This window comes from Blastocatellia bacterium (genome assembly GCA_025054955.1).
Taxonomy (GTDB): domain Bacteria; phylum Acidobacteriota; class Blastocatellia; order HR10; family J050; genus JANWZE01.
On sequence record JANWZE010000127.1, the window covers coordinates 1 to 13,581 of the forward strand.

The 13,581-nt window shown below is 56.8% G+C and carries 12 protein-coding genes; 1 reads left to right on the forward strand and 11 read right to left on the reverse strand.

The window, feature by feature from the left end:
• Positions 1-280, forward strand: a 280-nt coding sequence (locus NZ823_15465; protein MCS6806525.1) for a hypothetical protein, incomplete at its 5' end; no start/stop codon positions are given.
• A 209-nt stretch (positions 281-489) separates the two neighbouring features.
• Here NZ823_15465 and NZ823_15470 read toward each other — a convergent pair.
• From NZ823_15470 to NZ823_15520, 11 genes are all read right to left on the reverse strand, one after another.
• On the reverse strand, positions 490-702 hold the full coding sequence (locus NZ823_15470) for a hypothetical protein (protein ID MCS6806526.1): 213 nt from the start codon (positions 700-702) through the stop codon (positions 490-492).
• Positions 703-903: 201 nt separating this feature from the next.
• Positions 904-3,408, reverse strand: a complete 2,505-nt coding sequence (locus NZ823_15475; GenBank protein ID MCS6806527.1) for a heavy metal translocating P-type ATPase — start codon at positions 3,406-3,408, stop codon at positions 904-906.
• 142 nt (positions 3,409-3,550) lie between these two features.
• Complete coding sequence (locus NZ823_15480) at positions 3,551-3,880, reverse strand: YnfA family protein (protein MCS6806528.1); 330 nt, start codon at positions 3,878-3,880, stop codon at positions 3,551-3,553.
• A gap of 116 nt (positions 3,881-3,996) precedes the next feature.
• Positions 3,997-4,281 (reverse strand): hypothetical protein, encoded by a 285-nt coding sequence (locus tag NZ823_15485; GenBank protein MCS6806529.1) that lies wholly within the window; start codon positions 4,279-4,281, stop codon positions 3,997-3,999.
• 164 nt (positions 4,282-4,445) lie between these two features.
• Positions 4,446-5,165, reverse strand: coding sequence for a hypothetical protein (locus NZ823_15490; protein MCS6806530.1), 720 nt, complete (start codon positions 5,163-5,165; stop codon positions 4,446-4,448).
• A gap of 15 nt (positions 5,166-5,180) precedes the next feature.
• Complete coding sequence (locus NZ823_15495) at positions 5,181-6,140, reverse strand: lytic transglycosylase domain-containing protein (GenBank protein ID MCS6806531.1); 960 nt, start codon at positions 6,138-6,140, stop codon at positions 5,181-5,183.
• Entirely contained in the window at positions 6,137-6,685 is a 549-nt protein-coding gene (locus NZ823_15500; protein ID MCS6806532.1) for a nitrous oxide reductase accessory protein NosL, read from the reverse strand. The genes NZ823_15495 and NZ823_15500 overlap by 4 nt, the downstream gene beginning before the upstream one ends.
• Positions 6,686-6,726: 41 nt before the next feature.
• Positions 6,727-10,014 carry an efflux RND transporter permease subunit gene (locus NZ823_15505; protein ID MCS6806533.1) on the reverse strand — a complete coding sequence of 1,096 codons (3,288 nt, stop codon included), beginning with the start codon at positions 10,012-10,014 and terminating at the stop codon, positions 6,727-6,729.
• 6 nt (positions 10,015-10,020) lie between these two features.
• Positions 10,021-11,451, reverse strand: coding sequence for an efflux RND transporter periplasmic adaptor subunit (locus NZ823_15510; GenBank protein ID MCS6806534.1), 1,431 nt, complete (start codon positions 11,449-11,451; stop codon positions 10,021-10,023).
• A 13-nt stretch (positions 11,452-11,464) separates the two neighbouring features.
• Positions 11,465-12,745 (reverse strand): TolC family protein, encoded by a 1,281-nt coding sequence (locus tag NZ823_15515; GenBank protein ID MCS6806535.1) that lies wholly within the window; start codon positions 12,743-12,745, stop codon positions 11,465-11,467.
• Positions 12,746-12,936: 191 nt separating this feature from the next.
• Positions 12,937-13,407, reverse strand: coding sequence for a hypothetical protein (locus NZ823_15520; GenBank protein ID MCS6806536.1), 471 nt, complete (start codon positions 13,405-13,407; stop codon positions 12,937-12,939).
• Positions 13,408-13,581 lie beyond the last annotated feature (174 nt).

Consider the following 13,581-nt stretch of genomic DNA (forward strand, 5'->3'; position numbering starts at 1 on the left):
AGCCACGGCGTACATGGCTTTGCAGCAATACGACAACGCTGAGGCCGCTTTGCTGAAGGCCATCGCGCTGGATGATGCTCGCCCATTGCCGCATCTGCGATTGAGCGAAGTGTACGAAAAGCAAAATCGGTTGGCCGATGCTCTCGTTGCGGCCGAACGCGCGCTCGAACGCGACCCGACAGGCCAAGCCGGCCTCAACGCTGAACAGGTGCGGCAGCGCATCGCACGGCTGCGCCAGCGGCTTGCTTCTTCCAGCGCCAACCAATCGCTTCCGCATTGAACAGGCAACGGGAATTGTGTCCGCCTTTGGGGGCGTCGCTGTGTGCACGCCTGCTGACGTGTCGTGTTTTTCTGGTGCAGCGACGCATGTTTGCAGGCGCATTGCTGTGTGGCCTACACGATAGTAGCCAGACGCACAACGTCTGGGAGCCGCCATCCCCCAATCCCTCGCGCCTTCAACAGGCGCTACCCGTTTCCTCATCGGTTCGTTCATGCTGTGCAATCGCCGGCCACACGCGCGCTGCTCTGGCGCGTCTCCAACGCGCCACGATGGTTCGCTCTGTTGTTCCAGACGTTGCACGTCTGGCAACGTTGCATGCGCCGCTGGCGCGGCTCAGCAGAAACGAGCGTAGCACGGTGAATCCCAAAGGCCATCAGAAAATCGGTGAGTGCCGCCTGCGACATTCTGCTGCTGCGTTCCATCTGGCTTCATCAAACATGGCCTTGTTCTGGACGATTGGTATTATGCCGCTGGCTCCTTACTCCCTGACTTCCGGCTCCTGCCTCACACACGGCCTTTCTCTGGACGATCGGTATTAGCTCGTGCCTAAAAATTCAGATGCAGCGCCAGTGGCGTCTAGCACTGCTGCTATAGGCTTGTCTAGGCGATGTCGTTCTCGTCACTCACAGCGGCAGTTTTCGTAACCGTAGCGCGTTGGTGATGACCGATACAGAACTGAGCGTCATCGCTGCGCTGGCCAGCATCGGATTGAGCAACAAGCCCACGAGCGGATACAGCAGACCTGCTGCAATCGGCACACCGAGCGCGTTGTACAAGAACGCGAACAACAGATTCTGGCGGATATTCCGCATTGTTGCCTTGCTCAGCGTGCGTGCCCGCACGATGCCGCCAAGATCACCCTTCACGAGCGTGATGTCTGCGCTCTGGATGGCAATATCAGTTCCCGTGCCCATCGCAATGCCGACATCGGCCTGCGCCAGCGCCGGCGCGTCATTAATTCCATCGCCAGCCATGGCGACGCTGCGCCCTTCGGCTTGTAGCCGCTTGACGATGTCTGCTTTCTGGTTGGGCAGCACTTCGGCGACCACCTCGTCAATACTGAGTTTGCGGGCCACAGCTTCCGCTGTCGCGCGGTTATCGCCGGTCACCATGACGATGCGTAGGCCATCCCGCTGAAGCGCGATGATTGCGTCCTGCGTTGAAGGTTTGATCGGATCGGAGACGCCTACAACTCCGACGACGTTGCCATCAACGATGACGAACATGACCGTTTGGCCGTCCTGTTGAAGCTGCTCTGCGTGGCTCAGCAGGCTCGATGCGTCAACCTGCATCGCTTGCAAAAATGTTTCATTCCCAACCGCGACCGTTCGTCCTTCAACGATGCCTGTCACGCCCATGCCTGCGTGTGATTGGAACTGGGTCACCTGAGCCAATTGCACCTGTTTTGATCTGGCACCGTTGATGATGGCAGCCGCCAACGGGTGCTCGCTGGCGCGTTCCAAACTGGCCGCCAAGCGAAGGATTTCACGTTCCTCGTGACCGGGCAGCGCCACAACCGACATGAGCTGCGGTTTACCTTCAGTCAACGTGCCGGTTTTGTCCACAACGAGCGTATCAACTTTGCCAAGCGCTTCCAAGGCTTCGGCATTTTTAATCAACACGCCGGCTGTTGCGCCACGCCCGATTCCAACCATCACGGACATGGGCGTAGCCAACCCCAACGCGCAGGGGCAGGCAATCATCAGCACGGCGACGGCATTCAACAGGGCGTAGCTCAGGCGCGGTTGCGGACCGAGTGTCGCCCACACGATGAATGTCAGCCCAGCGATGACCACCACAGTCGGCACAAAGTATCCTGCAACAACATCGGCCACACGCTGAATCGGCGCGCGGCTGCGTTGGGCTTCAGCGACCATGTTGACGATATGGGCCAGCAACGTGTCACGTCCCACTCGCTCAGCCTGCATGATGAAGCTGCCGGCACCGTTGACCGTTCCACCGATGACCACGCTACCGCTGGTTTTCTCAACCGGCATCGGTTCACCCGTGATCATAGATTCATCAACGGCGCTATAGCCCTCAATGATTCTGCCATCAACAGGAATCCGCTGTCCGGGGCGCACGCGCAATAGATCGCCAACGTTGACGCGCTCGATTGGTATGTCTTCTTCAGACCCATCAGGTCGGACAATCCGCGCTGTGTGAGGTGTCAGCGTGAGCAATGCTCTGATGGCGCGACTGGTTTGACGGCGAGCGCGCAATTCCAGCACCTGACCCAGCAGCACAAGCGTGGTGATCACTGCTGCGGCTTCGAAATAGACGGCCACCTGACCGCTATGACCGCGGAATGCAGCAGGAAACATATCGGGAGCTAGTGCGGCAATGACGCTATAGATAAATGCTGTGCCGGTTCCGATGGCGATCAACGTGAACATGTTCAATTGACGAGTGACCAACGATGCCCACCCGCGTTGAAAGAACGGCCAGCCTCCCCATACCACGACCGGCGTCGCCAGCACGAGTTGCACCCAGATGGTCAACCGATGCCCCAGCGCGTGATGAATCGGTTGGCCAGGAATCATCTCTGACATGGCCAGGAACACGACCGGCAGTGTGAGCGCCAGACACCACCAAAATCGCCATGTCATCTGGACGAGTTCAGGATTTGGTGGCTCTTCGATGGTCACCATCCGCGGTTCCAGCGCCATGCCACATGCAGGACAGCAGCCTGGTTCATCGCGCACGATGTCTGCGTGCATCGGGCAAACATATTCTGTTTTGGTGGTAGGAGCAGTTGCTCTGAGAGGCTCCAACGCCATGCCGCATGCAGGACAGGGGCCTGGCACTGGCTGCCGAACGTCTGGGTCCATCGGGCATGTATACTCGACACCGCTGGCGGCAACCGGCGCTTGAGGCTTCACGCTGAGCGTAACCATCGCCTGCGTCGCCGCCGTCTCTGAGAGATATCTTTCGGGTGCGCTGCGAAACTTTTCCAAACAGCCTGGGTGACAGAAGTAGTACGTTGTGCCTGCGTGCTCACAAGAGCCTGCGGCCGTCGTTGGGTCCACCATCATGCCGCACACCGGGTCTCGTTGGGTTTTATTACTTGCGGCAGGTTGGGTAGGCGGCTTGTTCAACACGGTGAGCTTTTTCCCCGATGAGTTCATCGTTTTGTCCCTCTCGCCTTTTGTCATGACGGCATACCACACAGCCAATAGCGGCGTATTGCAAGATTCATCGTTTTGTCCCTCTAGCCTTGTGTCATGAGTGATCTGCCATCCATTCGTTTTCTACCGTTTGCTACCGGTCTCATCTCCTTGGCCAGTACATCATGATCGTCACGCCTACAAGAGCAATCAATGCACCCACGACATCTACTTTATCTGGAATGATCCCGTCCACTTTCCATCCCCACAACAGGGCAAGGACGATGAAGAAGCCACCATAGGCAGCATAGACACGGCCAAAGTGCGCCGGCTGGAACGTCGGCACAACGCCATAGAGAACCAGTGCGACCGCGCCGGCCACTGCGTATCCAATTCCTTTGTTGCCACGCAACCATAGCCACACGAGATACCCGCCGCCGATTTCACACAATCCGGCCAGCAGGAAGAAAAAGACTGATTGAGCAATGTTCACCGCGCCTCCTTCAAACGTTGTTCGTGGTTGAACATTCTACTGGGCAGCGGACATCCGGCGCAAAGCCGCCGTGGCCGAACCGGTCGGTCGGCGCGGGCAGCCTTGCGCCGAACAATTCAGGGCACTCGTTCGACTGTCTTCACGTGGATGCCGGTCAATCCGCCCTTGCTGTAGAGCCGGCCTGTCACTTTGACTTTTTCGGCAATGAAATCTTTCAGCTTGGCGTTGGGATTGGTGTGATCCACCGGCAACGAGATGTAGACCTTCTCTGTTTTCTCTTCCAAGACAGCGAGCGAGATGCCTTGTTTGACACACTGCTCAGCGCATTGGCGATGTTCTCGGCCTTTGGCGTTGTGAGCCAGGTAGCAGACCGGATCAATCACTTCACCAATGATTGTCACGTCCTTACTCTCACCGGAACCATGACGCGAGTGCTGCGCCTGGGCTCCGATGACGCTCACGAGCGCCGCTATCAACAGAAGCAAAGTTCTTTTCCCAATCGAAATCCTTTTCATAAGCGAAGTTCTTTTCCCAATCGAAGTTCTTTTCATAAGCGAAATTCCTTTCATTGGTGCTCTCCTTTATCAAAGTTGTGTTGTGGATAAAAGTCCGAAGGATGCAAGCGAATCCAGAGGTAATCATAGACCGCTGCTGGCAGGTCTTGTTTCAGATCGAAGTTGAAGCGTCGCGTCGGTCCGCCCAGCTCGTTTTCATACGAGAGGATGTCGAGGCGGAAACGAGTTGGGTAGCCGATATGCTGGATGTCAGCGTAGCGCCAATAGCGTGAGTCGCTCGGTCGTGTTGCTGAGCGAAAGGTGATGTGGTCAGTAAAGATTTGCAACACGCCATGGCAGCCGCCGAACGTATGCAGATGTTTGACGGGAAGCTCAAATCGGGGGGCATCGTCGGCCTCCGGCAGGATGCTTGTGGCGATAGGACGGGTCGCGCGGTTCATCAATAGCGCGCTCACGTCTCGCGTAATGGCGCCTTGCCGCAACTTGAACCTGAAGACCCGATTGCGACCGAGTTTCAAGCTCTGGTCCTCATAGGTGGTAATTTCGATCAAGGTTGGCGACGGCACGACGATTTGTTCAATCTCATGATACGACCACGTTCTTGAATCCTTCCCCTGATCGGATTTGAACGCGATTGTCTCCGGTGTGATGGTTAATGTACCGTGACGATTCTGCAACCATCGCTGTAATTCCACGCGATATTCAAACGTTTGACCGGCGACGATCGCAGGCCAGCCGAGCACTATACCAGTCAGGATTAGAAGTCTCATACTCTTCATCGTGGTTCATTCCTTGATTCGTTCACCGACAGAGGCGCTGGCTGATACCAGCGATGGACGATTTTGACCTACCAGGATCGCTGCCAGCACGCTGGGCACATAGTTGATAGTCTCGCGGGGCAGAAGCCCGCTGGCGCTCAGTTGCCAGAAATCCTTGGCGCCGGTTTTTCGCAAGGCGCGCAGGATGCGATATTCTCCGGCATTGTAACCAGCCAGCGCCAATGGCCAATCGCCCAACAATTGGTATAAGTCGCGCAAGTATTGAGCGGCGGCGCGTGTGGATTTCTCTGGATGCTGCCGCTCGTCCTGCTGGGCGGATTGCCTCAATCCGTACTTCTTGGCCGTCGCTGGCATGAATTGCCACATGCCGTGAGCGCCGGCCACTGACCGCGCATAAGGATTGTAGGCGCTCTCGACCAATCCGACATAGATCAGCTCTTCTGGCACGCCTTCTTCTCGAAACACGCGCCGCATCATTGTCTCATAGCGAGCGAGTCGGTGCCAGGCAGCCTGCACGAGGCGCTGGCCTTTGCCTCGATAATGACGGACGAATGCCTGCACCTGCGGATGCGACGCCCAGTGCAATGGACGCTGATTCAACACAGGAAGCATGGTTGCAGCGTGATTGCTTGAACGAGTCAGTTCCAAGAAGAGGGCATGCAAGTCGGGTTGATAGAAAACCGCTTCTTCGCTATCCAGTATCAGCTCGCGCGCGTGCGCCCGTTGGCGAGCGGCTGCCTGATGCTCGCCTTGCCGGTCGAGCGCTTCGGCCTGCTGCCGCAACTCGTGGACGCGAGCCATCAGTTCGGCCATTTTGGCGCGTTGATCTATCTTGGCGTGCAGCTCATCGAGCATGGCCTGCGTTTCAGCCGGTAAGCTGCTCGGACGCTGCGCAGCTTGACTCGGCGTCGCCGCGGCCACCAGAGCGAGCCAGACAATCATCCCGCAACGCCGTGCGTGGATCATTGATTCGCCTCCAGCAACGCTGAAGTGATTTGATTGAACGTGACGAGCTGTCCGCCGTGCGCTTTCTGAAATGTTTCTGCGTCCGACTTCAATTTGAACGGAATCGCGCCTTCACCCATCGGCGTTTGCTGCTTGCTGCCAAACACATAAAAGGCTGTTTGCGCGTCAATCGCCGATTTGCTGTTGAAATCGTTCACCGTCATTCGGACGATGTTGGCTTTGTCTTTGTGATAATCGCTCGCTGTGTATTCAGCCGCGTTCAGGTAAAATTTCAGCATGTGTTGTGGCACATCAAATGAGACGACCGAACCATCTTTATACTCAATCCTGGCCATCCACTGAGGCGAAAAGTCGGCAAACATGTTGCAGACCGGGCAGGTTGGCCGATTGGCTTGTGGAGACGGCGTCACTGCCGCAGTAGGCTCATTGGGTGTGCCAGCCTGTTCTGGCTCAGCCGATCGTTGACACGCCGTCACTGTGACGACTATCAGCAGGCAAATTCCTAGCATGTTGCGCCAGGGGGATAGGACTCGTTTGATTGGCATAGATTCTCTCCTTTGTTCGATGATGCTCATGATCTCAGGCTTCAAAGTGGAGGCGCGCCCGACCCGTTGGCTTGTTTCTTGACATAGAAATGCCAGCGCCATTCATGATAGATAGCCGGGTAGACCACCAACTCCATGATGAACGACGTGATGATGCCGCCGATCATGGGAGCCGCGATTCGCTTCATCAGATCAGCGCCTGTGCCCGTCGCCCACATGATGGGCAGCAATCCGATGAAATCAACGGCGACTGTCATGAACTTCGGGCGCAGCCGCTTGACCGCCCCTTCGATAATAGCTTCACGCAAGTGTTCTTTCGTCTTCATCAGACCCATTTGGAGTCGTTTCTTGTAAGACAATTCCAAGTAAAGCAGCATGAAGACGCCTGTTTCCGCATCCACGCCGAGCAACGCGATCAATCCAACCCAGACGGCGATGCTCAGGTTGTAATCGAGCGCGTAAAGCAACCAGATAGCGCCGACCGCCGAGAACGGCACGGCCAGAAATACGATCAGCGTTTGCGCCAGCGATTTGGTGTTGAAATAAACCAGCACGAAGATGATCACCAGCGTGATCGGCACGAGCACCCAGAGGCGTTGCTCAACGCGCTGCATGTTTTCATACTGGCCGCTCCACCGGAGCGTGTACCCTGGCGGCAATTGAACAGCTTGATTGACCGCCCGTTTGGCGTCTTCCACGTAACGGCCGACATCGCGCCCAGCGACGTCCACGTAGACGTATCCGCTCAGGCGGCCGTTTTCATTGCGGATCATGCCGGGGCCAGATAACAACTTGATCTCGGCCAGTTGAGCCATAGGAATTTGCCCGCCATCCATTGTTGGCACAAGCACGCGGTTGAGCCGGTCAACGGTGCTGCGGTAATCGCGCAAGTACCGAACATTGATCGGATACCGCTCGCGGCCTTCAATGGTCGTGCTGATATTTTCGCCCCCGATAGCCGACAGCACGGTTGTTTCCGCCTGAGCGATGGTCAATCCATAGCGGGCCAATTCTTCACGCTTGAACTGAAAGTCGAGGAAGTAGCCGCCGGTTGTGCGTTCAGCAAACGCGCTGGCCGTGCCGGGCACGTGTTTGAGCGTCGCTTCAATTTGCCGGCCGATCTGTTCAATCGTCTGCAGGTCGGAACCGAGAATCTTAATGCCGACCGGCGTGCGCACGCCGGTCGAAAGCATGTCAATTCGACCCTTGATAGGCATCGTCCACGCGTTGACGACGCCGGGAAACTGCATAGCTTCATTCAAGCCGCCTGGACCGTAGATCAGTTCCTGCGTGCTTTTATGGTCCGGCCAAGCTCGCCGCAGTACGCTTTGCAACCACGCGGGCGCCCACTCGGAGTACCACCGCGGCTGTTTGGGCCATTCCGATTGAGGCTTGAGCAGCACGGTGGTTTCCATCATGGAGAACGGCGCCGGATCGGTTGCCGTCTCGGCGCGTCCGGCTTTGCCAAAGACGCGCTCGACTTCGGGAAACGATTTGAGCACACGATCCTGCGCCTGTAGCAACTTCTGCGCTTCGGTGACCGACAAGCCGGGCATCGTCGTGGGCATGTAAAGCAACACGCCTTCATCGAGCGGCGGCATGAATTCGGCGCCAAGGCGCCAATACACCGGGATCGTTGCCATAACGATCAATGCGGCTGCGCCAATCGTCATCCATTGATGGCGCATGACGAATTCTACGACGGGTTGATAGAGGCGCATGAGTCGGCGACTAATCGGATGATGCTCTTCGTCATGAATCTTGCCGACGACAAGAGCATTCACTACTCTGGCCAGCAGCCGCGGGCGAAACGCAAACGGCTTCATGTGCGTGAACAGCAACCGCACTGCTGGGTCCAGCGTGATGGCCAGCACCGCGGCAATCGCCATCGAGAAGTTTTTGGTATAGGCAAGCGGCTTGAACAAGCGACCCTCTTGCGCTTCCAACGCGAGCACGGGCACGAACGCCACCGCAATGACCAGCAGGGAATAGAAGCTGGGCGGGCCGACCTCTTTGACAGCACTAATCACCACCTCTTTGAAGTCTCCAGGACGACCGGCGGCCTCCCAATGCTCCAGCTTCTTGTGCGTTTGTTCAACAACGACAATTGAAGCATCCACCATCGCGCCGACAGCAATGATGATGCCGCCAAGCGACATGATGTTGGCGGTGATGTTCATCCCGTACATCGGAATGAATGAAATAATGACGGCAATCGGAATGGTGAGAATGGGAATAATCGCGCTGGGAATGTGCCACAGGAAGAGCAAGATGACCAGGCTCACCACCGTCAGCTCTTCGGTCAAGGCAGTGGTCAGCGTGTCAATCGAGCGCTCGATCAGTTCCGAGCGGTCATAGGTGGTGACGATCTTCACGCCGGGCGGCAGGCTCTTTTCAAGTTCACTGAGTCGCTCCTTGACGCGCTCGATGACATCCAGGGCGTTTTCGTTATAGCGCATGATGACAATCGCGCCGACCACTTCGCCTTGTCCGTCTAGTTCGGCGATGCCGCGGCGCAAGTCTGGCCCAAGCGTGATTGTGCCGAGCTGCTTGAGCAGAACCGGCGTGCCGGCGCGCGTATCGGCAGCCACAGCGATGTTCTCCAGATCGCGGAGTGAACGAATATAGCCGCGCCCTCGAATCATGTACTCGCGGCCTGAAAATTCGAGCAATCGCCCGCCAACGTCATTGTTGCTTTGACGAATTGCCGTCAGCACCTTGTCCAGCGGGATGCCATAAGCGGCCAGCGCGTTCGGGTCGAGGTTGACTTGGTATTGCCGAACGAACCCGCCGACCGGCGCCACTTCGGCGACGCCATCTACAGATTGAAGCTCATAGCGCAGATGCCAATCTTGCAACGAACGTAAGTCGGCCAGGCTGTGCCGGCCTGTAGTGTCAACCAGCGCGTATTGAAAAATCCAGCCAAGCGCCGTGGCGTCTTTGGCCAACTCCGTCTGCACGCCGTCGGGCAGCTTGGGTAGGATATTGCTTAGGTATTCCGCCGTTCGTGATCGCGCCCAATAGATGTCCGTGCCGTCTTCGAAGATCACGTAGACGTAGGAATAGCCGAAATCGGAGAAGCCGCGTATGTCTTTGACCTTGGGCACACCCAGCAATGAGCTGACAATCGGATAAGTGACCTGATCTTCCATGATGTCAGGGCTGCGATCCCAGCGTGAAAAGATGATGACCTGCGTATCAGACAGATCAGGAATCGCATCCAGCGCGATGTGCCGCATCGCGTGCAGGCCACCGAGCACAGCCAGGCCAACGCAAACGAAGACGAGGAACCGATTGTTAGCGCACAGTTCGATGATTCTGTTAATCATGACTGCTCACCTCTGATGCGTGGCATGTCCGGTGGCGCTCAACGCCGACTTCAAGCGGCTCTCAGCGTCAATCAGGAAATTACCGCTGGTCACGATTTTCTCGCCGAGTTTGAGACCGCTCAAGATGATGTACCGTTCGTTGACGCGCGGCCCCACCTGCACCGTGCGTGGTTCAAAATAGCCGCCCTCGTGCGCCACGAAGACGATCTGTTGCGTGCCGGAATCGAGCACCGCGTCTTGGGGCACCGAGAGCGGTCGGCCGTAATCAATCCGCAGTTGCACATTAGCGAACATCTCTGGCTTCAGTTTGAACTGCGGATTGGCAATAGCGATGCGGACCTTCAGCGTGCGGGTCGTCGCGTCCAGTTGTGGGTTGATATAGCTGACTCGGCCGTGAAACGTTTCACCGGGAAAATACGACAAGGTGATGGTGGCCGGCTGGCCGACGCGGATTTTCGACGCCTCATATTCATACACATCGGCCAGTACCCAGATCGTTGATTGGTCAGCAATGGTGTATAGCTCTGTGTCCGGCGTAATGCGCGCGCCGGTCAGCGCGTTGCGCGTCACCACGAATCCGGTGATGGGCGAATAAAGGGTCAGCGTCTTGGTGGGGGCGCCGCGCTGTTCGATCTCGTTGATTTGCGCGTCGGAGATGTCCCAGAGCCGTAGGCGTTCTCGCACGGCATCGTACAGCGACAGCGCGTTAGACGAAATCTCGCGCAACGGTGTGTCGCCCAGCAGCCGTTTGGCTTTGGCGGCGATCAACAATTCTTGTTGGGTTGCGACCAGTTCGGGGCTATACACATCCAGCAAGGGTTGACCTTTCTTGACCAGTTGCCCGACGAAGTCTACATGAACACGCTCGATGTAGCCCTCAAATTTGGCATAAACGCGCGATAGCTTCGATTCGTCGTAGGTGAGCCGGCCTACGGTGCGCACCAGCTCACTGAGTGGCTCGGCAGTGACTTCTCCATAGGTGACGCCGATCAGTTGTTGCTTGTAAGGCGTGATCTGAACGCTGCCGGGAGGCATCGGCTGCTCGGCCACGGCGCTCATTTCATGAGATGGAGCTTTCACCAGCGCCATGTTGCACACAGGGCAATCGCCCGGCCGCTCAGATGTGTAATCCGGGTGCATCGGACAATACCAGACTTCTTGTTGAGCTTGTTCCGTCGTGCGCTGCTGTGGTTCAGCTTTGACTAACGCCATGTTGCAGACGGGACAATCGCCCGGCTTATCAGTTCGGTAGTCCGGGTGCATGGGACAATACCAGATCTGATTGGCCGAGCGTGATGGTTGGACGCCGAATAATCGGCCTACTACTGTGTTTCGTAACCAATCCCGTCGAACATATCCGCCGATGGCCAGGCCGGCGATCAGGATCAACACGACGAGCCAGACCGTTCGTCTCAGTTTCTTTGTGGCGATCACCATACAGAGCCTCCTTTCACTTCGTCAGCTCCAGGCCAACGAAAACTTCCAGTCGAGCTAAGGCCTTCTGATATTCCACCAACGCTTCGTGATATTTCAGTTCGTAGTCAAGCAGCGTCGTCAGGTCGTCAATTAGCGTCAGGAAGTCAACTTTGCCCACCTGATAGTTGGCCACAGCCGATTCCAGCGATAACGTAGCTTGGGGAATGACGGCATGGCCATAGAGCTGCATGAGTCGTTCTGACGTGGTTGCAGCCAGGTAGGCGTCTTTCACGCGAAAGTAGAGGAGCGAGAGCAGATTGTCGCGTTGTTTTTGTGCGCCGGCCAGAGTGCTGGCCGCGCTATCCAGTTCCGGGCGCTGCCTGCGCCAGAAATAGAGCGGAATCTTCGCCTTCACCGATAAGCCGTACATCTCCGGCGTTGCCGCGCGATTGAAGTAGGTGAAGCCGACAGAAAAATCCGGGTAGAATTGCTTCCTGGCCAATTGCACAGCGTAGTGTTGCCGATCAATCTCTCGTTCTTGCGCCTTCAGTTCGGGAAAATTGCGACAGGCCAGTTGATAGAGTTCTTCCAGCGTGTAGCGCAACTCGGCTTTGTGCGCATGCGTGGTGACTGCCATGTGCGAGCCGGGCGGCCGGTAAAGCAACGTGTTCAATCGCGCCTCGGTGATGTCGTGCTGTTGTTTAAGCACGGTGAGCCGGTCAATGAGTTTGGAAATTTCTACCTGAGCTTTCAGCAAGTCTTGTTGATTGCCCTGACCGACGCGGTAGCGAGCATCGGCGATTTGCAGAAATTTTTGGAGCAGTTCTTTGTTTTTCTCTACGACGTTGATTGATTCCTCAATGTGGTAGAGGTCGTAGTAAGCGAGTTTGACGTCAGCGATGATCGCTCGGCGCGTTTGTTCGTAGTTCCACCACTCAGCCTCTGCTTCCATCGAAGCCATCCGCCCTTTCAGTTCGAGTTTGCCGGGGAAGGGAATGTCTTGTTCGATGCTAACGGCGCGCGCTGATGCAGGATCGCCCGATTGCAAGACCGGCGGTAATAGCTCACCCATCGTTTGAAACGTAATCGTTGGTTCGGGCAGCGTCTGCGCCGGCGCGATCATTGCCCGCTTGGCATCAACCAGACGTCGCGCTGCCTGAATCGCCGGGTGGCGCTCCAATGCTTCCTGAACGAGTTCGTCTAAGGTCGCCGGCGACGCCGTGCGCGGTGCATCGCTCGTCGGTGATTGAGCCGGCACAATCGTCCGGCTGACTGCAATGATAATGAACATCCATACGATTCGCGCTCTAAGCATATTCCATCCTCCAGTGGGAGTCCCAGTGGGAGTCAGCGATAAGAACTCATGCACAGGACTCAAGAAGCACCGGCTCAAGCATCAAGATTTGTGTGCCTGCGCTCAACGGCCTGCGCTGAGCGAGCTGCTCCTTGACGCAGGAACACACACGGGTTCCGACCGGCGTCCTGAGTGTGGCGTTTTTGGGCTTTTTAGATTCGGAGGATGGCCAGGCGCAAATAGGTTTGCGTCCCATCAGCAGAGGCCACGCCGGCGTTGAATATAGGTAACAGCCCGCGTGGTGAAAAGTCAGGTTGCTGAGTCACTCGTGCGAGCAGAGGAACTTGATCGGCCGTGTGAATGCACCGCGCAGACAACAGCGGTGGAACGTCGCCGGGTAATTTCGGCGATGCAGGTGAAACGATGCAGCAGGTCGCTTGCTTTGACCCGACACGCGAGGGCGTGTGTTCAGGTTGACACGCACCGCGCCATAGCGCTTGCATCTTCGGAGAAGGCGTTGGCTTCAGCAGTGTGCAGCAGCACAACATTGCCTGTGTCGGGCAAAGGGAGCGAGCGCACAGCACCGCTGCGCGTGCGCTGGCGCTGCCGATCAGCAGCAGCACGATCAATCCGATGGTGCGCTTCATCATCATAATGAGGCAGTTTGAGTGTAGCGGTCGCATGATAATCGCGTCAAGTAAAAGCTAGTAAAAAGGCACGGCCTGATTTGCATTGCGTTGCGCCGGAAGCGCAGCCGTTGAAAGTTGAAACGCTGCCCTCTGTGCGCGCGTGTGCCGGTGACCGTTCGTTTGCTTGACACTGGCAAATCCTGACCGTTATGATGGCCGTCACGGCAG

Coding starts and splice junctions, on each gene's coding strand:
- NZ823_15470 (MCS6806526.1), bottom strand. CDS start 702: ATGGAACGCAGCAGCAGAATGTCGCAGGCGGCACTCACCGATTTTCTG.
- NZ823_15475 (MCS6806527.1), bottom strand. CDS start 3,408: ATGAACTCATCGGGGAAAAAGCTCACCGTGTTGAACAAGCCGCCTACC.
- NZ823_15490 (MCS6806530.1), bottom strand. CDS start 5,165: ATGAGACTTCTAATCCTGACTGGTATAGTGCTCGGCTGGCCTGCGATC.
- NZ823_15495 (MCS6806531.1), bottom strand. CDS start 6,140: ATGATCCACGCACGGCGTTGCGGGATGATTGTCTGGCTCGCTCTGGTG.
- NZ823_15500 (MCS6806532.1), bottom strand. CDS start 6,685: ATGCCAATCAAACGAGTCCTATCCCCCTGGCGCAACATGCTAGGAATT.
- NZ823_15505 (MCS6806533.1), bottom strand. CDS start 10,014: ATGATTAACAGAATCATCGAACTGTGCGCTAACAATCGGTTCCTCGTC.
- NZ823_15510 (MCS6806534.1), bottom strand. CDS start 11,451: ATGGTGATCGCCACAAAGAAACTGAGACGAACGGTCTGGCTCGTCGTG.
- NZ823_15515 (MCS6806535.1), bottom strand. CDS start 12,745: ATGCTTAGAGCGCGAATCGTATGGATGTTCATTATCATTGCAGTCAGC.
- NZ823_15520 (MCS6806536.1), bottom strand. CDS start 13,407: ATGCGACCGCTACACTCAAACTGCCTCATTATGATGATGAAGCGCACC.